Source organism: Micrococcus sp. HMSC067E09, assembly GCF_001812555.1.
GTDB lineage: Bacteria > Actinomycetota > Actinomycetes > Actinomycetales > Micrococcaceae > Micrococcus > Micrococcus lylae.
Map to the genome: position 1 here is coordinate 1 of NZ_KV809429.1, position 21516 is coordinate 21516.

At 70.6% G+C, this 21516-nt stretch carries 17 protein-coding genes and 3 tRNA genes; 11 read left to right on the forward strand and 9 right to left on the reverse strand.

Annotation, left to right across the window (positions count from 1 at the left end):
* Positions 1 to 598: YsnF/AvaK domain-containing protein (locus HMPREF2863_RS03700; RefSeq protein WP_141756355.1), on the forward strand; the 598-nt coding region annotated here is incomplete at its 5' end.
* Between the two features lie 188 nt (positions 599 to 786).
* Positions 787 to 875: transfer RNA gene (locus tag HMPREF2863_RS03705), tRNA-Ser, on the forward strand.
* Positions 876 to 992: 117 nt separating this feature from the next.
* Here the strand turns inward: HMPREF2863_RS03705 and HMPREF2863_RS03710 are convergent.
* Positions 993 to 1856, reverse strand: a complete 864-nt coding sequence (locus HMPREF2863_RS03710) for a hypothetical protein (RefSeq protein ID WP_070638017.1) — start codon at positions 1854 to 1856, stop codon at positions 993 to 995.
* A 199-nt stretch (positions 1857 to 2055) separates the two neighbouring features.
* Between HMPREF2863_RS03710 and HMPREF2863_RS03715 the strand changes: the two genes are divergently transcribed.
* Both HMPREF2863_RS03715 and HMPREF2863_RS03720 read left to right on the forward strand, forming a co-directional pair.
* Positions 2056 to 3537, forward strand: a complete 1482-nt coding sequence (locus HMPREF2863_RS03715; RefSeq protein WP_067190317.1) for a polysaccharide deacetylase family protein — start codon at positions 2056 to 2058, stop codon at positions 3535 to 3537.
* A 229-nt stretch (positions 3538 to 3766) separates the two neighbouring features.
* The gene (locus HMPREF2863_RS03720; RefSeq protein WP_141756356.1) at positions 3767 to 5125 is read left to right on the forward strand and encodes a hypothetical protein; all 1359 of its coding nucleotides are present in this window, start codon (positions 3767 to 3769) and stop codon (positions 5123 to 5125) included.
* Positions 5126 to 5127: 2 nt separating this feature from the next.
* Here the strand turns inward: HMPREF2863_RS03720 and HMPREF2863_RS03725 are convergent, their stop codons facing one another.
* On the reverse strand, positions 5128 to 6360 hold the full coding sequence (locus HMPREF2863_RS03725) for an MFS transporter (protein WP_082739787.1): 1233 nt from the start codon (positions 6358 to 6360) through the stop codon (positions 5128 to 5130).
* A gap of 41 nt (positions 6361 to 6401) precedes the next feature.
* On the opposite strand from HMPREF2863_RS03725, the gene HMPREF2863_RS03730 reads away from it, so the two are divergent.
* A complete protein-coding gene (locus HMPREF2863_RS03730; protein ID WP_070638022.1) occupies positions 6402 to 7820 on the forward strand; it encodes a phosphomannomutase/phosphoglucomutase in 1419 nt (472 codons plus the stop codon).
* Between the two features lie 84 nt (positions 7821 to 7904).
* On the opposite strand, the gene HMPREF2863_RS03735 is transcribed toward HMPREF2863_RS03730, so the two are convergent.
* Positions 7905 to 10067, reverse strand: coding sequence for a RecQ family ATP-dependent DNA helicase (locus tag HMPREF2863_RS03735; protein ID WP_070638027.1), 2163 nt, complete (start codon positions 10065 to 10067; stop codon positions 7905 to 7907).
* Between the two features lie 110 nt (positions 10068 to 10177).
* On the opposite strand from HMPREF2863_RS03735, the gene HMPREF2863_RS03740 reads away from it, so the two are divergent.
* Together HMPREF2863_RS03740 and HMPREF2863_RS03745 are read left to right on the forward strand one after the other, a co-directional pair.
* Positions 10178 to 10624, forward strand: a complete 447-nt coding sequence (locus HMPREF2863_RS03740) for an RrF2 family transcriptional regulator (protein WP_070638030.1) — start codon at positions 10178 to 10180, stop codon at positions 10622 to 10624.
* Between the two features lie 158 nt (positions 10625 to 10782).
* Entirely contained in the window at positions 10783 to 11976 is a 1194-nt protein-coding gene (locus HMPREF2863_RS03745) for a globin domain-containing protein (protein ID WP_070638033.1), read from the forward strand.
* A gap of 153 nt (positions 11977 to 12129) precedes the next feature.
* On the opposite strand, the gene HMPREF2863_RS03750 is transcribed toward HMPREF2863_RS03745, so the two are convergent.
* Entirely contained in the window at positions 12130 to 13971 is a 1842-nt protein-coding gene (locus tag HMPREF2863_RS03750) for a phosphoenolpyruvate carboxykinase (GTP) (protein WP_070638036.1), read from the reverse strand.
* A 234-nt stretch (positions 13972 to 14205) separates the two neighbouring features.
* Between HMPREF2863_RS03750 and HMPREF2863_RS03755 the strand changes: the two genes are divergently transcribed.
* Positions 14206 to 14282: transfer RNA gene (locus tag HMPREF2863_RS03755), tRNA-Arg, on the forward strand.
* A gap of 116 nt (positions 14283 to 14398) precedes the next feature.
* Here HMPREF2863_RS03755 and HMPREF2863_RS03760 read toward each other — a convergent pair.
* A complete protein-coding gene (locus HMPREF2863_RS03760; protein WP_070638039.1) occupies positions 14399 to 14917 on the reverse strand; it encodes a SixA phosphatase family protein in 519 nt (172 codons plus the stop codon).
* A gap of 42 nt (positions 14918 to 14959) precedes the next feature.
* On the opposite strand from HMPREF2863_RS03760, the gene HMPREF2863_RS03765 reads away from it, so the two are divergent.
* Positions 14960 to 16708, forward strand: a complete 1749-nt coding sequence (locus tag HMPREF2863_RS03765; protein ID WP_141756357.1) for a hypothetical protein — start codon at positions 14960 to 14962, stop codon at positions 16706 to 16708.
* A gap of 142 nt (positions 16709 to 16850) precedes the next feature.
* On the opposite strand, the gene HMPREF2863_RS03770 is transcribed toward HMPREF2863_RS03765, so the two are convergent.
* Positions 16851 to 17621 (reverse strand): winged helix-turn-helix domain-containing protein, encoded by a 771-nt coding sequence (locus HMPREF2863_RS03770; protein WP_070638045.1) that lies wholly within the window; start codon positions 17619 to 17621, stop codon positions 16851 to 16853.
* A 400-nt stretch (positions 17622 to 18021) separates the two neighbouring features.
* Positions 18022 to 18657, reverse strand: a complete 636-nt coding sequence (gene upp, locus HMPREF2863_RS03775; RefSeq protein WP_067190334.1) for a uracil phosphoribosyltransferase — start codon at positions 18655 to 18657, stop codon at positions 18022 to 18024.
* Positions 18658 to 18779: 122 nt separating this feature from the next.
* Between upp and tadA the strand changes: the two genes are divergently transcribed.
* A complete protein-coding gene (gene tadA / locus HMPREF2863_RS03780; protein ID WP_070638136.1) occupies positions 18780 to 19232 on the forward strand; it encodes a tRNA adenosine(34) deaminase TadA in 453 nt (150 codons plus the stop codon).
* 71 nt (positions 19233 to 19303) lie between these two features.
* Positions 19304 to 19391, forward strand: a tRNA-Ser gene (locus tag HMPREF2863_RS03785).
* A 62-nt stretch (positions 19392 to 19453) separates the two neighbouring features.
* Here the strand turns inward: HMPREF2863_RS03785 and HMPREF2863_RS03790 are convergent.
* Both HMPREF2863_RS03790 and HMPREF2863_RS03795 read right to left on the reverse strand, forming a co-directional pair.
* Positions 19454 to 20629 (reverse strand): alpha/beta hydrolase, encoded by a 1176-nt coding sequence (locus HMPREF2863_RS03790; RefSeq protein WP_070638049.1) that lies wholly within the window; start codon positions 20627 to 20629, stop codon positions 19454 to 19456.
* A 56-nt stretch (positions 20630 to 20685) separates the two neighbouring features.
* Positions 20686 to 21450 carry an enoyl-CoA hydratase/isomerase family protein gene (locus tag HMPREF2863_RS03795; RefSeq protein ID WP_070638051.1) on the reverse strand — a complete coding sequence of 255 codons (765 nt, stop codon included), beginning with the start codon at positions 21448 to 21450 and terminating at the stop codon, positions 20686 to 20688.
* Between the last annotated feature and the right edge of the window lie 66 nt (positions 21451 to 21516).

Below are 21516 nucleotides of genomic sequence, written 5' to 3' on the forward strand. Positions count from 1 at the left end.
CGCGGGTGCCGCAGGCGCCGCGGGTGCCGCGGGAGCCGCCGGCGCCGCGGGTGCCGCCGGCACCGCCCCCGTGGCGGGCGACGGCCGTGATGACCGCGCCGCGGACGTCCGCGGCGACGAGCCGCGCGATGCCGCTGGGCGCGTCGACGCCGACCGCGACCGCCTCGACGCCGACCGCACCGAGGCCGACCGCGGTGCCGTCGGGGACGGCGACTCGATGGTCGTGCGCGACGAGCACCTGAACGTCGGCACCGAGCGCCGCGCCTCCGGCCGTGTGCGGCTGCGCAAGCAGACCTACACCACCACCGAGCAGGTCGAGGTCCCGGTGCAGCGCGAGGAGGTCGTCGTCGAGCGCGAGAAGGTCGACCCGGACTCCACCGAGGCCCGCACCGCCGGCCGTGGCGACGACGCCGTCGAGGTGACCACCTACGAGGACGTGCCCGTCGCTGAGAAGACCGTGGACGCCGAAAAGGTGTCCCTGGGCAAGCGCACCCATCGCGACACCGAGACCGTGTCCGAGGAGCTGCAGCACGAGGACGTCGAGGTCGAGGGCGACGCCCGGGACGACTTCGGCACCGCCGACGGCCCCCGCCGCTGACCGGGCCGGGCAGACGGCGGCGAGCGGGCCGTCGTCGCCCGTCCTGCCCGGACGGCCCCCGCACCCACAGTGCGGGGGCCGTCCCCTGTCCGGTGTCGGCTGTGGCGGCCACCTTTGATCGTGACGGCCCGGACGCGGTAGGCTGGTGGGGTCCGTCCGAGGGATTCGTCCCTCATCAGGGCAGACGTGGACACGTGCCAGAGCGGCCGAATGGACTTCACTGCTAATGAAGGGCCCGGTGAAAATCGGGCCGGGGGTTCAAATCCCCCCGTGTCCGCGCAACGGGAAGGGCCCCGGAATCGTCATGGTTCCGGGGCCCTTCTCCTGTCCGGCCCGCCGATGCGTCAGACCGGCGGTCTCACATCTGGGGACACACAGCCGCAGCGGGGCCGCCTCACTGCCCCCGCGACTCCTGGATACGTCGGAGCAGCTCGAACGCCTCGGGCACGGAGAGCTCGGTGTGGGTGGACAGCTGCACGGCGGCGGTCTCGAGGTTGCCATCGCGCATCATGGCGGACAGCTGGTCGCGCAGCCACGGCGGCAGGTCGCGGGAGGAGAGGTGGACGGTGGCGTCGCCGCGCATCACCTCGACCTCGAAGGGCCGGTCCTCCGGGGCGGGCTCGGCGGACCACTCGGCCGGGACCATGAGGTCGTCAGGCAGTCCGGGCAGACCGTCCCCGTGTGCGGGGCCGGCCTGGGCGTCCTCCGTGCTTCGCGACGACGGCCGCTCGTCCTGCTCCGCTCTCTCGCCCTGGGTGTCCTCCGCCTCCTGCCGTGCCGCGTCCGCCCCGCTCGGTGCGGTGCCGTCCAGCCGGTCCGTCCCTGCCTCGGGGGAGGTCTTCCCCGGAGCCTCCACGTTGCCGGCCGGACCTGCCTCATGGGTGTCGACGGGGGCGGCATTCGGAGCGTCGTCCTGGGCCGGGTCCTGATCCTGCGGAAGCGTGTAGACCTGCGGGTAGGCGGCGAGGGACTGCACGTCCACCATGGAGTCACGCAGGGAGCGGCCCGTCACGCGGCGGTACTCGGTGATCGCCTCCATCGGACGGTTGGTGGCGATGCGGCCGTACACGGCACGGTGGGCGTCCTCGGACAGCAGGGAGGATGCATGCCGGGCCCGCTCCGCGGACACTCCGCCCGTGGGACCTGCGTCGGACGCTGCGTGGCGTTCGGGCTTGGGGCGCTTCCCGAGCCACACGGTCACGCCCGTGGCGAGCGCGCCGATCACCACCACCGCCAGAACCGGCACCAGATACTCCATGTCCCCAGTCTAGGTGTCACTGGGCAGGGCGCCCCCGGTGCCACTGCGCAGGGCGCCGGGGGCGCGTCCAGGCACGGGCGGGGCCGACGTCGCAGTCCTGCAACACCTGACGCTAGATGCTCACAGGAGGCACACTGGACCGTGAGAGGACTGCCTGACGGCGCCCCCTCCACAGTGGACCTGAACAGAAGGAGCATCCATGTCACTGTCCGCGGCAGCACGACCCACGCCGTCTCGTCACCGCTGGTGGGCGCTGGCGGCGGCCCTTGCCCTGACCGTGACCGGATGCCAGGCCCCTGAGGAAGACCAGGCCGCGGAGGGCGCGTCCCAGGAGCAGTCCGCCTCCGCACCGGCCGAGGGCGGCCAGGAGGGGGACACCGACGCGGAGGACGCCGAGGGTTCGGGCGACTCGGAGGACGCCGAGGGCTCCGACGGGTCCGACGAGTCCGACGGGTCGGAGGACGCCGAAGGCTCCGAGGACTCCGAGGGCGGCGCGGACGAGAGCACGAACGAGGAGAAGTGGAAGGAGGCGTCCGAGAAGGGCGTCGCCCCGATCCCGCGCGAGCCCATGCCGGAGAACCCCGAGGTCCCCAACGAGGAGTCCTGGCGCACCGTCCCCTCGAACGTGCCGATGAAGAAGCTCGAGGAGGGCGAGAAGCCCCCGCAGTTCGTGCTCGTCTCCTTCGACGGCGGCGGCTGGCACGACCGCTGGCAGACCTTCATGGAGACGGCCCAGGAGCACGATGCGCGCTTCACGGTGTTCCTGACCGGCATCTACCTGGTGGAGAAGGCCAACAGCGAGATCTACCAGGGCCCGAAGCAGGAGCCGGGAGCCGCGGCGGTGTCCTTCTACCCTGACGAAGAGTCGATCGCCCAGCTGGTCGACGACCTGAACCAGGCGAACTCCCGCGGCCACGAGATCGGCACCCACTACAACGGCCACTTCTGCGCCAGCTCGAAGAACGGCGCGGACACCTGGAGCACGGAGGACTGGCAGTCCGAGCTGGACCAGTTCTTCGACTTCATCACGAACTACCGGGAGAACAACGGCTACGGCGCCGACTTCCCGACCCTCGAGGTGCAGCCCGACTCGATCCGCGGCGGCCGCCTGCCCTGCCTGGACGGCACGTGGAGCGACCTGGTCCCGGCGTGGAAGGAGCACGGGATCACCTATGACACCTCCCGCTCCTCCACGCTCGGCACGGGCGTGCACTGGCCGTACTCGCAGGACGGCCTCTGGCAGTTCGAGGTGCCGGTCGTGTACTCGCCGGCCTTCGACGGCCCGGAGAGCCCGGCCAAGGAGGGCGACGACTCCCCGATCGTGACCGCGATGGACTACAACTTCTGGGCCAAGATCAACGGCGCCAAGAACGAGCCGGAGAAGCGCGATGTCATGCACGACGCCGCCCTGGAGACCTACCGGTACATGTACGCCTCCGCCTATGCGGGCAACCGCGCCCCGCTGGTGCTCGGCAACCACTTCAACGGCTGGAACGACAACGCGTTCAACCCGGCCGTGGAGCAGTTCATGTCCGAGGTCTGCGGCGAGCCGGACACCTACTGCACCACCCACCGCGACGTGATCCAGTGGCTCTCGCTGCAGGACCCGGAGCGTGTGAAGCAGTGGCAGTCCGCGGAGGCCTCCGCCAAGGGCGACGACCTGGAGGACATCACCTGGTGACCTTCCCTCCGCGCGCGGTCTGACGGCCCCGGCGACCCCGACGGCGGCGCCTCACCCTGGCAGGGTGAGGCGCCGCCGTCGTGGTGGATGGCCCCTTGTGGACACAGGTGAGACCAAGGACACAGGTGAACTTCCATGGAACTCCCGCTGTGCCGGTTGTCAGCTGTGAAACAGCCATGAGACTGTAAGGCCGCTCGATCTTTCCCTGCAGTGATAGAAGGGGCCCCGCATGCCTGCAGTCCTCACCGCCCGTCGGTCCGCCGCCGCCCTCACCGCCGCCCTCGCCCTCACCCTCGCCGGGTGCCAGGCCGATCCGGCGGAACACGGGGACCGCTCGGACGCGCGGCCCTCGTCGACCGCCACCACCGACGCGGGGAAGACGTCCGAGGGCTCCTCGGAGGCGTCCGAGGACGACGGCGGGCCGGGCGACGCCGCCGACGGGTCCGAGACCGCCGGCGCCTCCCAGGACTCTGAAGGCGCCGGGGATTCTGAGGGCTCCGGGGACTCTGAGGGCGCCGGGACGCCGGACGGCGAGACGAACGACCAGGGAGTGCCGATGCGCGCCTTCTCCGCGGAGGAGACCCCGCCGCAGTTCCTGCTCTACTCCTTCGACGGCGGCCTGGAGTCCGACCGCTACGAGTACTTCATGGACGTCGCCGAGGACGTGGACGCGAAGTTCACCGTCTACCTGTCCGGCATCCACCTGCTCCAGCCGGAGAACCGCACCTGGTACCAGGCCCCGGGCAATGAGCCCGGCCACGTGGCGAAGGACCTCGGCGGCCCCAAGGAGGAGATCGCCGAGCGCATCCGGGCCGTCAACGCCGCATACGCCGCCGGCCACGAGATCGGCACCCACTACATGGGCCACCTGTGCTTCGTGGAGAAGTACGGCGGTGACAAGTGGGACACCGACGACTGGCGCGAGGAGCACCGGCAGTTCTACGAGATCCTCGCGGACCCGGCCGGCATCAACGGGTACGACGATCCGGACTTCCCGGAGCTCGAGGTGCCCGCCGAGGCGATCCAGGGCCACCGCCTGCCCTGCCTGGACGGCCGGTGGGACCAGCTCGTCCCGGTGTGGAAGGAGTTCGGCCACACCTATGACACCTCGCGCGGCTCCCAGCAGCGCGGTGTGGCCTGGCCCTACCAGGAGGACGGGATCTGGGAGTTCGAGATGCCGCTGTTCTACTCGCCGATGGCCGCGTCCATGGGCGCAGAGAACCCGTACATCATGACCATGGACTACAACTTCTGGGTCTCCTCGCAGCGCCTGGGCGTCGGAGAGAACGACACCGAGAAGCTGTCAGAGATCTACCTGGACACCTACCGGTACGTGTACGACTCGGTCTCCAGCTCCAACCGTGCGCCGATCGTGTTCGGGAACCACTTCAACACCTATGGCGGAGACGCCTACAACCCGGCGCTGGCCGAGACCATGAAGGAGTTCTGCCCGCAGGAGGGCACCTACTGCGTCACCTACCAGACGATGATCGACTGGCTGGAGCTGCAGGACCCGGACGTGCTCGAGGCCTGGCGCGAGCAGGGCTACTCGGCCGTCGGCGACGACCTGGCCGAGGTCCGCGGCTGAGCTCAATCCGCGTGGGCGGCCCGGCGCAGCACCAGGGCCGCCACGGCGATGGCACACAGGACCAGGCCGACGATGCCGAGGACGGTGGCCGCCCAGCCGGCGGCCTCGAAGACCACGCCGGCGAGCCACCCGAACAGGGACGATCCCCCGTAGTAGCCGAGGTTGTACAGCGAGGTGGACTGGGCGCGGCCGCCGCGTGCGGCCAGGCCCGCCCAGCTGGACGCCACCGAGTGTGCGGCGAAGAAGGCACCGGTGAACAGCAGCAGGCCTGGGATCAGGGTGAACGGGCTCTGCACGATGGTGAGCAGCGCCCCGGCCGCCATCACCAGCGACGCCCCCGCCAGGACCCGGTAGCGGCCGAAGCGCAGCGCGAGGGAGCCCGCCCACGGTGAGGTCCAGGTGCCCGCGAGATAGGCCAGGAACAGCAGGGCCACCACAGACAGCGGCCAGGACAGCGGCTCGGCGGTCACGGCGAACCCGACGTAGTTGTAGAGCGCCACGAAGCCGCCCATGAGCAGGGCACCCTGCAGGTAGACGGCACAGAGCACCGGCGATCGCAGGTTCTCCACGGCGGCAGAGACCACACCGGACAGCGGGGTGGGGCGCCGGACGAAGTGCCTCGCCTGCGGGGTGACCAGCAGGAAGCCGAGGACGCAGAGCACGCCCACGCCCGTCACGGTCAGCATGCCGGCATGCCAGCCCGCCGCCTCGCCGATCGGTGCGGCGATCAGACGTCCGGACAGTCCGCCGAGCGTGGTGCCCGCGATGTAGGTGCCGGCCGCGAGGGTCACGGCGAAGGACTCGACCTCCTCCACGATCAGCGCCACCGCGAGCGCGGCGACGCCGCCGTGGGCCAGCCCCTCGGCGAAGCGCAGGGCCAGCAGCAGCGGGAAGGAGGTCGCCAGGCCTCCGGCCACGGCGAAGACGCAGGCGGAGACCATGGACACGGCGATCGCCCGCCGACGGCCCCAGCGGTCCGAGGCGAAGGCCCACGGGATCACGGACAGTGCCAGGCCTGCGGTGGCCGCAGAGACCAGGAGCGCAGCCTCGTGGGAGGTCACCTGCAGGTCTGCCGCCACCAGCGGCAGCAGACCCTGCGGGGAGTAGAGCTGGGCGAAGGTGGCGACGCCCGCGAGGAAGAGACCGAAGAGCAGTCGGCGGTAGCCGGCCTGCCCGGGGGCCCACCGCCCCGTGCCCTCGGCGTCCTGGTGAGAGCCGTCACGGGAGGGGTCCATGCGACCACTTCTAGCACGAAGGGTCCACTACCATCGACCACGTGACTACACAGGGTGACATCAAACTGACCGACTCGTTCAAGGCCTACGACGTCCGCGGGATCGTGGGCGAGACCATCACGGCCGAGTCCGTGCGCGCCGTGGGTGCCGCGTTCGTGGACGTGCTGGACCTGGCCGGCAAGACCGTGCTGGTGGGCGGGGACATGCGCCCCTCCTCCCCCGAGTTCAAGGACGCCTTCGCCGCCGGCGCCACCGCCCGCGGCGGCAACGTGCTGATGATCGGCACCATCTCCACGGACATGCTCTACTACGCCGCAGGCGTGCTGGACGCGGCCGGCGTGATGTTCACCGCCTCCCACAACCCGGCCGCCTACAACGGCATGAAGATGGCCAAGGCCAGCGCCGTCCCGGTGTCCTCGGACACCGGCCTCTTCGAGATCCGCGACGTGGCCCAGGGCTACCTGGACGCCGGACAGGTCCCGACGGCCGAGACGGTCGGCACCGTGGAGGAACGCGACATCCTGGCCGGCTACGCCGAGTACCTGCGCTCCCTCGTGGACCTCAGGGGCATCCGCCCGCTGAAGGTCGTGGTGGACGCCGGCAACGGCATGGCCGGCAAGACCACCCCCGCGGTCCTGGGCGGAGACGTGCTCGAGGCGCTGCCGCTGGAGATCGTGGACCTGTACTTCGAGCTGGACGGCACCTTCCCGAACCATCCGGCGAACCCGCTGGAGCCGGAGAACCTGGTGGACCTGCAGAAGGCCGTGGTGGAGCACGGCGCGGACATCGGCCTGGCCTTCGACGGCGACGCGGACCGCTGCTTCGTGATCGACGAGAAGGGCGCCCCGGTGTCCCCGTCCGCGATCACCGCCCTGGTGGCCCGCCGCGAGATCGCCCGCGCCAAGGCCGCCGGCGAGGACACCCCGGTGATCATCCACAACCTGATCACCTCGAAGGCGGTGCCGGAGCTGGTGGCCGCCGACGGCGGCCGCGCCGTGGTGACCCGCGTGGGCCACTCCTTCATCAAGGCCGTGATGGCCTCCGAAGGCGCCGTGTTCGGCGGCGAGCACTCCGCGCACTACTACTTCCGCGACTTCTTCAACGCGGACACCGGCATGCTGGCCGCCATGCATGTGCTGGCGGCGCTGGGCGGCCAGGAGGCCCCGCTGTCCGAGCTGGCGGACGAGTACGAGCCCTACGTGGCCTCCGGTGAGATCAACTCCGAGGTGGAGGACAAGGACGCCGCCATCGCCGCCGTGCTGGCCGACCACGAGGGCGAGGACATCGACGTCTCCCGCATGGACGGCACCACGGTCTCCGCAAAGGACGGCTCCTGGTGGTTCAACCTCCGCCCGTCCAACACCGAGCCCTTCCTGCGCTACAACGGCGAGGCGAAGGACGAGCCCACCATGGCCGCCGTCCGCGACCGCGTGCTCGCCGTGGTCCGCGCCGAGCGCTGACGCACGGCGCAGAGTCCGCCGGGGACGCACGGCGCAGACGAGGCGGCCCTCCTGCCCATCTGAGCAGGGGGCCGCCTCGTCGCGTCAGGCGGACAGCGCCAGCACGAACGGGAGCACGCCCTGGGCGCCGTTCTCCCGGAGCACGCGCGCACCCTCGGTGATGGACCAGCGGGAGTCGGCGAGGTCGTCCACGAGCAGCACGGGGCCGTGGCGACCGGCGTCCGGGGCGGAGGCGAGCATCTCGGCCAGCTGCACCGGGACGCCGAAGCGCCCGTAGACCGAGCCGAGACGGTAGGCGCTGTTGCCGCCGGGCCCGGCGGTGGGGCCGCCGTGCACCGATTCGAGGGTGCCGAGGTACGGCAGCTGCCCGATCCGTGCGATCCCCTCGGCGAAGGAGCCGACCAGCTGCGGGCGGCCACGGGAGGGCATGGCCACGACGGCGATCGGCCGCTGCTCCCAGTTCCAGGCGGAGAGGACCTTCACGGCCCCGTCCAGGACCTGCTGCGGCACCGGAGCGTCCTCGCCGTGCAGGAGCTCGCGCAAGCGGGTGCCCCAGCCGACGTCGGAGAGACGGGCCAGAGCACGGCCTTCGTCGGCCTGCAGCTCCACGGGGATGCGGCCCTTCACGGGCACGCCGAGCCGATCCATGCCGGACGGCCAGGACTTCCGCGGCTCCAGGGGCACGCCCACCCGCCCCAGGGAACGCTCGGCGGCGGCGCGGGCCTCGGTGTCCGAGCCGGTCGGGTACCAGGGGCCGGCGCAGGTGTCGCAACGGCCGCAGGGGGCCGCGGTGGGGTCGTCCAGGGTGCGGGCGAGGAACTCCATGCGGCAGCCGTCGGTGTTCTCGTAGTCCAGCATGAGCCGCTCCTCCGCCAGCCGGGCCTCGGCCACCCGCTGATACCGCTCGGAGTCGTAGCTCCAGGGCTGCCCGGTGCGCTGCCAGCCGCCGCCCACGCGGACCACTGCCCCGTCCACGGCCAGGACCTTGAGCAGCAGTTCGAGGGCCGTGCGCTTCATGGACACGGCGGTCTCCAGCTGCGGCACGGACATGGTGCCGTTGGCCTCGAGAGCCTCGAGGACTGCCAGTGCCTCGCGCTCGTCCGGCATGGACGCGGTGGCGAAGTAGCGCCAGATGTCCCGGTCCTCGGGGCCGGGCAGCAGGAGCACCTCGGCGTGGTCGGTGCCGCGGCCGGCTCGGCCGACCTGCTGGTAGTACGCCACCGGGGAGCTCGGAGCCCCCAGGTGCACCACGAACCCGAGGTCCGGCTTGTCGAAGCCCATGCCGAGCGCGGAGGTGGCCACCACGGCCTTCACCCGGTTGGCCTTGAGGTCCTGCTCGATCTGCGCCCGCTGCTCCGGGTCCGTCCGTCCGGTGTAGGCCACCACCGGGTACCCGGCCTCGGCGAGGGCCCGCGCCGTGTCCTCGGCGGAGGAGACCGTGAGCGCGTAGACGATGCCCGAGCCCGGCAGATCCTTCAGGTGGGAGATCAACCAGGCCAGCCGGGAGGCCGGGTTCGGCATGCGCAGCACGCCCAGCTGCAGGGAGGCGCGGGCCAGCGGGCCGCGGAGCACGAAGACCTCCTGCGCGGACTGCACGCCGAGCTGCTCCACCACGTCCTGCACCACGCGCTCGTTCGCGGTCGCGGTGGTGGCGAGCACCGGCACCGCCCGTTCCCCCACGGCCGGCAGGCGTCCGATGAGGTCCCGGATGCGCCGGTAGTCCGGACGGAAGTCGTGGCCCCAGTCCGAGATGCAGTGGGCCTCGTCCACCACCAGCAGGCCCATGCGCGCGACGAGATCCGGAAGCTGCTCCTCACGGAAGCGGGGGTTGTTCAGGCGCTCGGGGGAGATCAGCAGCACGTCCACGGAGTCCTCCGCCAGACGTGCCCGGACCTCGTCCCACTCGGTGGCGTTCGCCGAGCTCATGGTCACCGCGCGCACTCCGGCACGGGAGGCGGCCTCCACCTGATCTCTCATCAGCGCCAGCAGCGGGGAGACGATCAGCGTGGGCCCCGCCCCCCGCGCCCGCGGCAGCAGTGAGGAGACGAAGTACACGGCGGACTTGCCCCAGCCGGTCCGCTGGACCACCAGCGCGCGCCGGCGGTGCCGCACGAGCGCCTCGACGGCCTCGTACTGGCCGTCCTTGAACTGCGCCTGCTCGTTCCCCACGAGGCTGCGCAGCACCTGCAGCGCCTCGGCGTGGAGGGCGTCGTCGGCCGGCGGCGTGGTCTGCTCTGCAGTGCTCATGCGGCCAGTCTGCCAGCCGGGCCGGACACCGTGACGGGCTCACGCCCGACTGTGGAGGACAGGACCTTCCCCACTGGAAGTCCGCCTCCCGGAGGCGGGATAATCGCCCCATGAAGCTCAACGCGTTCACGGACGTCTGCCTGCGGGTCCTCATGGACCTCGCCCGCCGTCCGGACGAGCGCGCCACCGGCCAGAGGATCGCCGAGGAGATCGCGGTCCCCTACAACCACGTGAGCAAGGCGATCGTGGAGCTGCGCCGCCGCGGCGCGGTGGACGTGGCCCGCGGCCGCTACGGCGGGGCGCAGATCACGCCGGCCGGCCTGGACCTCAGCGTCGGCTCCCTGGTGCGGGAGCTGGCCCCCCGGGACGAGGTCATCGACTGCGCCGGCCACGAGTCCGGCACCCCGTGCCCCCTGGCCGGGGCCTGCCGCCTGCGCACCGCCCTGCACCGCGCCCGCGAGGCGTTCCTCGCTGAGCTCGAGCCGGTCACCGTCCGCTCCCTGGTGGCCACCGGCATCCCTGTCGCCCTCGGCCTGCCGGCCCTGCCGCCCAGCTGAGCGCCCCGGCCCCACCGCCTGCCGCCCCAACCTTCCCGACGACGGCCCCTCGCCTTCCGAGACCTCGGTCACCTTCGGCTCCCCTCGCCTTGCACTCCCCGCCCACGGGAGTAATCTTGTCTCCGCCAGGCAATATTTACACCGCCCAGGAGGAAGCCGTGCTCTCCGAGAAGTCCCGCCCCGTCATCGAGGCCACCGCCGACGTCGTCGCCGCCCACATGGACGAGATCACCCCGAAGTTCTACGCCCACATGTTCGAGGCCCACCCGGAGCTTCTCAATGGCGTGTTCTCGCGCGCCAACCAGCGCAACGGCGAGCAGCCGAAGGCCCTGTCCGGCTCGATCGTCCGCTTCGCGGTGCACCTGCTCGAGCACCCGAACTCCCTGCCGGAGGCCGTACTCTCCCGCATCGCCCACAAGCACACTTCGCTCGGCATCACCGAGGACCAGTACCAGATCGTCTACGAGAACCTGTTCTGGGCCATCGCGGACACCCTCGGCGAGGCCGTCACCGACGAGGTCGCCGAGGCCTGGACCGAGGTCTACTGGCTCATGGCGGACGCCCTGATCAAGCTGGAGAAGGGCCTCTACGCCAAGCAGGCCAACACGAAGATGTGGACCCCGTGGCGCGTGGAGTCCAAGGAGCCCGCCGGCGCCTCCGCGTTCACGTTCCGCCTGGTCCCGGCCGACGACACCCCGGCCACCGTCGGCGAGCCCGGCCAGTACGTGTCCGTGCGCCTGCCCGTGGCCGACGGCCTGCTGCAGGCCCGCCAGTACTCGCTCTCCTCGGACGCCGCCTCCGCGGACGTCCGCGTCATCACGGTCAAGCGGGACGACGGCGGCGAGGTCTCTCCGGTCCTGCACGACTCCGTGCAGGTCGGGAACGTCCTCGACGTCTCCAACCCCTACGGCGACCTCACCCTGTCCACCGTGTCCGCGGACGAGGAGCGCCCGCTCGTGCTGGCCACCGCCGGCATCGGCATCACCCCGGCCGCCGCGATCCTGCAGGACCTGGCCGCCCGCGGCTCGCAGCGCCGCGTGATCGCCCTGCACGCCGACCGCTCCGCCGCGGCCCTGACCCTCGCGGACGAGGTCCGCGCCGCCGTGGACGCGCTGCCGCGGGGCGAGCTGCACCTGTGGCTGGGCTCCACCGCGGACGCCCCGGAGGGCCTCGGCGCCCGCGAGGGACGCATGGACATCGCGCAGGCCCGGGTCCCGCAGGACGCGGACGTGGTCCTCTGCGGTCCGCTGCCGTTCATGCAGGCCGTCCGCTCGGCCCTGATCGAGGCCGGCGTCCCTGCCACGCAGATCCACTACGAGGTCTTCGGCCCGGACCTCTGGCTCGCCGCCTGAGCCGAGCCTGCCCGGCCGGCGACTCCAGGCCTCGGCGGCCCCACGCCCCCACCGGCCCGCGCCGCCTCCGGCCCCGGACACGCGGCGGCCCCCTCACCGTGAAGGCGAGGGGGCCGTCGTCGTGGTGTCACCGGCCGCCGGGCCGGGACCAGGTCAGCCGTTGAAGCGAGCCTTCTGGGCCTCGAACTTCTCACGCACGGCCGCCGGCAGGGACTCGCCGAACTTGCCGAGCCACTCCTCGATCAGCTCGTTCTCCTTGGCCCACTCCTCGGCGTCGACCTTGAGGGCGTCCTCGAGGTCCTCGGGCTTGACGTCCAGGCCGGTGAGGTCCAGGGACTCGGGGGTCGGGACGAAGCCGATGGGGGTCTCGGTGGCGTCGGCATTGCCCTCGAGGCGCTCCACGACCCACTTCAGGACGCGGGAGTTCTCGCCGAAGCCCGGCCAGGCGAAGCCGCCGTCGCGGTTGCGGCGGAACCAGTTCACCAGGTAAATGCGCGGCAGCTTGTCCGCGTCCGCCTCGCCGGAGACCTTGTCCCAGTGGTTCAGGTAGTCGCCCGCGTCGTAGCCGATGAACGGCAGCATGGCCATCGGGTCGCGACGCACCACGCCCACGGCGCCCACGGCGGCGGCGGTGGTCTCCGAGGAGAGGGTGGCGCCCTTGAGCACGCCGTCCTCCCAGTCGAAGGACTCGGTCACCAGCGGGACGGTGGTCTTGCGGCGGCCGCCGAAGAGGATGGCGTCCAGCTTCACGCCGTTCGGCTCGTGGTACTCGTCCGCCAGCATGTCGGTCTGGTCGATCGGGGTGCAGAAGCGCGAGTTCGGGTGGGCCGCCGGGGTGTCGGAGTCCGGGGTCCAGTCGTTGCCGCGCCAGTCGGTCAGGTGGGCCGGGGTCTCGTCGGTCATGCCCTCCCACCACACGCCGCCGTCGTCGGTGAGGGCGACGTTGGTGAACAGGGAGTTGCCCTTGGCGATCGCGCGCATGGCGTTCGGGTTGGTGGACCAGCCGGTGCCCGGGGCGACGCCGAAGTAGCCGGCCTCCGGGTTGATGACGCGGAACTCGCCGTCCTTGCCCGGGCGGATCCAGGTGATGTCGTCGCCCAGGGTCTCGGCCTTCCAGCCCTCGACGGTCGGGTCGATCAGAGCGAGGTTGGTCTTGCCGCAGGCGGACGGGAAGGCGCCGGTGATGTGGTAGGACCGGCCCTCCGGGTTGGTCAGCTTGAGGATCAGCATGTGCTCGGCCAGCCAGCCCTCGTCGCGGGCCATCACGGAGGCGATGCGCAGCGCGTAGCACTTCTTGCCCAGCAGGGCGTTGCCGCCGTAGCCGGAGCCGAAGGACCAGATGGAGCGCTCCTCCGGGAAGTGCACGATCCACTTGGTCTCGTTGCACGGCCAGGCCACGTCCTCCTGGCCCGGCTCGAGCGGGGCGCCCACGGAGTGGACGGCCGGGACGTAGAACGCCTCGGTCTCCTCCATCCTCTTCAGCACGTCGGTGCCGATGCGAGCCATGATGCGCATGGACATGACGACGTAGGCGGAGTCGGTGATCTCCACGCCGTACTTCGGGTCCTCGGCGTCCAGGTGGCCCATGACGAACGGGATCACGTACATGGTGCGGCCCTTCATGGCGCCGCGGAAGGCGTCCTCCAGGATGCCGCGCATCTTCGCGGGCTCCATCCAGTTGTTGGTGAAGCCGGCGTCCTCCTCCTTCTCAGAGCAGATGAAGGTGCGGTCCTCGACGCGGGCGACGTCGGCCGGGTCGGAGAAGGCCGCATAGGAGTTGGGGAACTTGTCCTCGGCCAGCTTGGTGAGGGTGCCGGCCTCCACGAGCTCGGCGGCGAGGCGGTCGTACTCCTCCTGGGAGCCGTCCACCCAGTGCACCTCATTCGGCTGGGTCAGCTCGGCGATCTCGCCGACCCACTGGAGCAGCTGGGCGTACGAGGTGGGCGCGTTCTCGGTGGCGCGCTGGGCGAACTCGGTGGTGGCGTTGTCAGCCATGATGGGGATTTCCTCCCATAGACGATCCGGGGCCGGTCAGAGTCACCACGAACACGGCACACGCCCATAGCGCGGCACCACATCCTTGTGGCTCTCCGAGTGGCCCCATCCTACCCGAGCGCGCGCGAGGCGAAGCGTGGGGCAGGTCACGTCACGACACCAGGACGCCGACTTTGCATCGCCCGAGATCGTCGTGTAGTGTTCTACAAGTTCGCAGCGAGGAGCTGAGAACGAGCGCCCTTAGCTCAGCTGGATAGAGCGTCTGTCTACGGAACAGAAGGTCAGGGGTTCGAATCCCTTAGGGCGCGCCAGAGAAAAGGCCCTGCACCACGGTGCGGGGCCTTTCGCTTTGCCCGTATCCCGAGGACTGCCGGCGGCTTCCCGACGACGGCACTCGCCCGTGCAGCAGCCCCGCCTCCGCCTCGACTCAGGGTGTGATGAACGACACCAGTCGGGCGTCTCGGCCGTCGAGCTCGGCCCACGGCTTCTCGACCTCGAAGACCTGCAGCCCTGCCGGCGGGTACTCCTGCGCCATGTCGAGGGCGGCCTCCTCGTCCGAGTCGGCGGACATCAGCCGCATCCCGAGCGCCTGCACCCACGGCATGTGGCCGATGACGAGCAGACTCCGGGCGGTCTCCTCGGTCTCGTTGACGATCGACAGCGCGCCGGTCGCGTCGGCCCCGTAGAGGCGGGGATCCAGGTACGGGGTGGGCGCCTTCTCCCCCAGCGCCTCGCCGACCCACACGCAGGTCTGCCGCGTCCGCAGCGCGTCCGAGCAGACGATCTGATCCGGGATCCGGCCGCGCTCCGCCATCCAGCGACCCATCGCCTCGGCCTCCTCGTGGCCGTGGCCGGTCAGCGGCCGGTGGTGGTCGACGCCGTCGGCCGCCCAGGCGGCGGTCGCATGGCGCATCACGAGCAGGGTCTTCACGTCATGGCGGGCCATGGCCCCACAGTACGAGACCGTAGCGTGCCACTCCCTAAGATCATGCTCATGGGAATCCGTCCGTTCGAGGAGAACGAGAACTGCCAGCACTACGACAAGGGTGACTGGCTCGCCGTCGATCCTGCGACGGCCTCCCATACGCCGCCTGAATGGCGCCTGGCGACGTTCAGCCTGGTCCTTCCCGTCCCCGAAGGGGCCGTCAGCACGATCGATCTTCTTGGACAGCGTTGGACGCCCGGACGCTACACGGGCGTGAGCCAGGTGGACTTCCCCGGCCACGAGGCGTCGGAGGCAGGACAGACGCCCTTCATGTACTCGATCTACCCGAGCGCCTCCCGGCGTTTCGGTGAGACTGTGGCCGCCGCGATGGGCGCGTCGACGTCGTCGAAAGACAAGCCCTGGGAACACGACACTGCGCACCACCTCCTCTTCGACCCGGAAAGCGCAGGGACCGCCTTCTCGCTTCTCGAACCCGACGGGGCGGGAACGGCTCGTATCTTCCTCCGTGCCGCTGAGTTTCTACGCTTCGAAGACTCAGGCCACCGCCGGAGCCACATCCACGACTTCCTCGTCCTGCACGTGATGGCCACCGACTGCACTTCCCGGACGCTCGAAATGGTGTCGCAGAGCTTGAACCGTCCGCGAAACCACGTCAGAACTCCGCAGGGAGAGGTCTCACCTCTCACGGTCTTCGCCACGGCCGCTGTGCGGGCATTGTCTGAAGCGCTGACGCACGACCTGGGAATCACTGTCGCCGCAGGCGGCTTCCTCAAAGCACCGGGACGGTCGAAGTCGAGCCTCATGGCACGTCCGACCCGAGTAGTTATGGCTCTGCCGGGGACCGCAGTGACGACCTCCCCGGCGCTGTTGTCCGGTACTCGCAACGATGCCCAGTCGACCTGGTTGCCGGCAGAGCGATGGGCATGGCTGCTCGCGACGGGAGCCGACAAGTACATCGAGACTCTTCCGCTCGAGACTGAGGACTATGCCGCTCGAGCCTCTTGTGGGCACTTCCGACGCTGGACCGTCTGGGCCGAGGCGTTCGGGCTTGCCGTCGTCCGCCACGATCTGGTTCTGGACCGAGATCTCCAGGACGCCGACGACAATCGACTGCGCATCGGCCAGACGACACTGCTGCAGCTGCCCCAGACCCGATACGTCGACATCGCCCTCCTGACAATGCGCCAGTTCATGATCCTCGGCGACCTCACGGGCGACCTCGCCGCCATCGGCAGCACCCCACCCGAGGACGGCGCCACGTCGGCCGATCGCGTCGACACCCTCTATGAAAGGCTCACACAGCTTGAAGAGGTCCAGCGTCGAATGGTGGGCTTCCGGGAACGTCACTGGTTCAGTAACATCCCACAGCACGAGATCGACACCCTCGTTCTCCTGACACTGCGGGATCGAAGCGGTGTTCAGCGCATCTACGATGACTTCTCGGAGGAGCTGACTTCACGGCAGGACGTCTACCGCACACAGTTCACAGCCGCGGACCTGGAGCGGAACAGAAGGCGAACCAGACTCCGAGAGGCAGAGGAACGCGCACGGGAGGAGTCCGCCCAAGTTCAGCAAAAGCAGAATGAGCGGGTGACCCTCGCGCTCGCAGTGGTCGCTCTGGCACTCACGGTGCCTGCCATCGTCGAGTCCTTCGGGTTCTGGAACAGTCCTCGCGCGGGAGCGTTCACGCTGACGCTCGTCGCCTTGATCTCTGTCATCGGAACCCTTGTGGTCTACAAGGTCACGGATCGTCGCGCTCGGAAGCGTGAGAGGCAGTCCCGAGAACGGTAACGATGAACGAGACGGCCCCTCACCTTCGCGTGAACTGCTCCCTGTCTCGTGGAACTGGATATCCAGTCCAAGAAACGGGGACCAGTTCAGCGCAGGGCGAGGGGCCGTCGTCGCCAAGGGCCGCCACGTGGCGGCGGGCAGGTCAGATGCTGTACTCCGGGGCAGCCCAGACGACGACCTCGGGATGGCGGTAGAAGCGGTAGCCCTGGCCGCGCACCGTGCGGACGGTGCTGGAGAGGCGGCCGAGCTTGGCGCGCAGCCGGCGGATGTGGACGTCGATGGTGCGCTCGTTCGGGGTCTCGTCCGAGTTCTTCCAGAGAGCCTCGAGCAGCTCCTCGCGGCCGACCGTGCGCTGGTCGTTCTCCACGAGGTAGTTGAGGAGTTCGAACTCCTTGAAGGTGAGGTTCAGCGCCTCACCGTCCAGCTGCACCTCGCGGCGGGACATGTCGATGAGGATGCCCGGCTGACGGGTGGAGACGGGCGCCGGGGCCTGGGCGAGCTCGGGACGGACGGCCGACTGGATGGTCGGATCGCCGAGCACCTGGCGGACGACCTCGAGGTCCGACCCCTCCGCGCCGGCCGGGGCGATGGCCACGGCGGCGTGGGACTCGGCGCCGGGGACGAGCGACTCCACATAGTGGCGCAGCTCGTTGGCCAGGCGGGTCAGAGAGGTTCCGGCTGCGGAGGCGGACAGCTCGTCCATGCCCACGTAGAGGACGAAGCCCCGGGCCTCGTTCTCCCGGGAGACCGGCTGGGGGCCGCCGCCGCGGGGGGCCAACACCGCCGCCGGATGGGTCGTCGGATGGTCCTCATGGGCGGACGCCAGCCGCAGGTTCGGCGCGTGGGAGTGCATGGCAGCTCGACGCTGCGCATTCCGGACCGAGATGTGAACGTAGCCTGCGGTGTCGCCCATGGGACTGCTCTTCCTGACGAGACGGGTGGTGGTGCGGTCGCCGGCGTGGAGTCCGGCGCCGTGTCACATGACAAGAATGTGTCGTCACACAAGGATCCGGCAAGTAACACAAGGCCGCTCGTCTCACCTGGCGAGACGCTTGGCGGCTGATCGTGGCCAAGCTCACTATTGAGGCGCCTGCATAACCTTCCAGGCGACTTTCCGGCCGAGAACTCGCTGACCGGGCGTTTTCCGAAGAACGGCACCCGTTGCCACTCTGCGGCACCGAAGAACTATGCACGCACATGCAGAAGGGCCCGGCACCCAATGGGTGCCGGGCCCTTCCGGAAGCCGCTCCGGTCCGCCTGATGGATGAAACATTCGCCCGGAGTGTTACAGAGCGGACCACCTCACACTGCTCTCACTCCGCGAGGCCGTAGAGCCTGTCGCCGGCGTCGCCGAGGCCCGGGACGATGTAGGACTTCTCGTTCAGCCGCTCATCGATCGCAGCCAGGTAGAGGTCCACCTCGAGGCCCTCGATGCCCTTCTCCAGGCGCTCGATGCCCTCCGGTGCGGCCAGCAGGCACACGCAGGTGACGCGCTCGGCGCCCCGCTCGTACAGGAAGCGGATGGCCTCGACCAGGGTGCCGCCGGTGGCGAGCATCGGATCCAGCACGATCACGTGACGGCCCGTCAGGTCGTTCGGCAGGCGCTCGGCGTAGGTGACGATGTCCAGCGTCTCCTCGTTGCGGGCCATGCCCAGGAAGCCCACCTCGGCGGAGGGGGCCATCTTGACCATGCCCTCGAGCATGCCGAGACCGGCACGGAGGATCGGGACGATCAGCGGACGCGGCCGCTTCAGCTGGGTGCCGGTCATCCTCGACACCGGGGTCTCGATCTCCCGCGGCTCCACAGCCACGCCACGGGTGGCCTCGTAGCCAAGCAGCATGACGAGCTCCTCGGTGAGCTGACGGAAGATCATCGACGGGGTGTTCTTGTCCCGGAGGATCGTGAGCTTGTGGGCCACCAGCGGGTGGTCGACGACATGTACGCGCATGCCTCCAATCTACCGGGGCCCCGTCTCGGCGGCGGGCTCCGGACCGCCCGACCGGACCGTAGGCTGGAGCGGTGACCGACTCCCCTCTCTCCCTCGACGAGCGCCCGGCCGAACACGCCTGGATGGGCGTCGCCCTCGAGGCGGCCCGCGCGGCCGGTGAGGCCGGAGACGTGCCGATCGGGGCCGTCGTCGTGGGGCCGGACGGCGAGGTGATCGCCTCCGCCGGCAACGAGCGCGAGCAGGTCCACGACCCCACCGCCCACGCCGAGGTGCTCGCCCTGCGCCGTGCCGTGGCCGCCCGGCAGGCCGACGGGAGTGCGGGCGGCTGGCGACTAGAGGACTGCACTCTGGTGGTCACCCTCGAGCCCTGCCCCATGTGCGCCGGCGCCGTGCTGCTCGCCAGGATCCCCCGCGTGGTGTTCGGCGCCTGGGACGCGAAGGCCGGCGCCTGCGGATCCGTGGTGGACGTGCTGCGGGACCCCCGGTTCAACCACCAGGCCGAGGTGCGCGCCGGCGTCCGGGAGGACGAGTGCACCCGCCTGCTCCGCGACTTCTTCGCCGCCCGCAGGGGCTGAACGCCGCGCCAGCCCCCCCCCGACGCCCGGTTTGGGGTCGGCAGAGGGTCTCGGGTAGTCTGCACCAGTCTGGTGACGTGTCCGAGCGGCCGAAGGTGCAGCACTCGAAATGCTGTGTACGGTAACCCCGTACCGTGGGTTCAAATCCCACCGTCACCGCGCCGAACGAAGGCCCCGCCTCCTCTGGGAGGCGGGGCCTTCGTCATGCCCGGGCCTTCGCCTCAGCTGCTTGGCGACGACGGCCCCACCCGCTGCGGGCCCGTCTGCCCTGGCGCTGCCGCGACCGGCATCTGGACGTCCAGGAAGGCGGCGACCGCGTCCCAGGAGAAGTGCTCCCGCCGCCCGGCCAGCGGCACGCGGTGCTGGTGCACCGTCGAGGTGGTGACGGCGGTGTCCCTGGCCAGGTCCACCACGTGACCGGCGCCGTGGACCTCATAGAAGACGCTGGGCACGTCCGCGCGCACGAGGTCGTCGTAGAGGTCTCGGCTCTGCTGGTGCGGCACCACGGTGTCACGGGTGCCGTGCACGATCAGCGTCGGCGGGGTGCGGGAGCCGATGTAGGTGCGCGGGCTGGCCTCGTGGACGAGCTGCGGGTTCTCCTTCACGGGGACGCCGAGCATGCGGGACTCGAAGCCCTCGGCGTCCGAGTGGCACTCGGTGATGCCGAGCCCCTTGTTGAAGGACTTGCAGGCACCGGGCAGCATCTGGCCGTCCATGGTGAGGAAGTCGATGGGTGCGAAGAAGTTGACCACCGCCTGCACGTCGGACGGGCGGTCCCAGACCCCGCCGACCTGGCCCTCGAAGCGCGGCAGGCCCGCCGTCACGCCGGTCATCATGGCGATCCAGCCGCCGGAGGAGTTGCCGCCCATGGCGATGCGCTCGCGGTCCAGCTTCAGGTCCGCGGCATAGGCCCGCAGCCAGCGGACGGCGGCCTTGGCGTCATGCACGTGGGAGGGGAAGCGGCCCTGCCCGGAGTTGCGGACGGAGAACGCCGCCACCGCGTAGCCGTGCGGGATCAGTGCCTCGGCGATGCGTTCGCCGCCGACGTTGCCGCGGTCCGAGGTCCAGCCGGAGCCGTAGGTCCACATCAGCACGGGGAAGGGCCCCTCGCCGCGCGGGACGTACACGTCCATCACGCCGCCCTGGCCGGCCTGCTGGGCATAGCGGAAACCGCTGAAGATCGTCATGTCCTCACGGGAGGCGATCGCGCGTGGGCCGACGCCCACCACCTCCCGCTGGAACCAGCGGTGCACGAGCACACCCACCCAGGCGAGGACGGCGGTCACCACGGCGCCGATCCCCCACCCCAGCACACGGCGGCGGGCGACGTCCCCGCCGGCGGCGCGCCGCCGTCGTCGGGAACCCACGGCACGGCCGTGAGCCCCCGAGGGACCCATGGCCGTGTCCTCTTCCTGCGCAGGCGTCCTGCCCCTGTCCTCCATGGCGGCTCCCCTCAGCGACCGCGTCCGAGGAACGCGGCGACCCGGGCACGGTGCTCCTGCGTCCTCAGCAGCTCCGCCTGGACGCGGCTCTCCGCCGCAAGGGTCTCCTCCACCAGATCCACGGTGCGGCGATTGACGGCCGCCTTCGTCTCGACGAGCGCCTGCCGCGGGGTCTGCGCGAGGGCCTCGGCCCAGGTCATTGCCGTGGCCACGGCGGACCCGTCCGGGACGACCTCCGACACCAGCCCGGCCTGTGCGGCCTCGCCGGCAGGCAGTCGACGCTGCCGCAGCATCAGGTCCATGGCCCGGTGACGGCCCAGGCTCTCGGCGAGCGTCTGCACGATGCCTCCGTCCGGCACCAGGCCGACCTTCCCGAAGGGCAGCAGCAGGTACGCGGACTCGCCCGCCACCACCAGGTCGGCGGCCACGGCCAGCGAAGCACCCACACCGGCGGCGGCGCCCTCCACCGCGGCGATGACGGGGACCGGGGCTTCGAGGACCGCGCGGATCATCCCGGCGACCGCCGCCATGACGGTGCCTTCCGGGTCCCGTTCCGCCTCCTCGTCCATCGTGCCGAGACGGAACCCGGCGCAGAAGGCACGGCCGCCGGCGCCGGTGAGGATCACGGCCCGGACCTGCGGCGAACGGGCCGCGGACCGGACCGCCTCCGCCAGCTCCGCCATGGCGTGGCGGTCCAGGGCGTTGTGCGCCTCGGCAAGGTCGATGGTCACCACGGCGGCCGGGCCGTGCTGCTCGGTGCGGACGATGCTCTCCATGGCCCCGATTCCACCAGGTGCCGGGCGTCCGTGTCGACGCAGCCCCACGGGGACCTGCCACCCCGT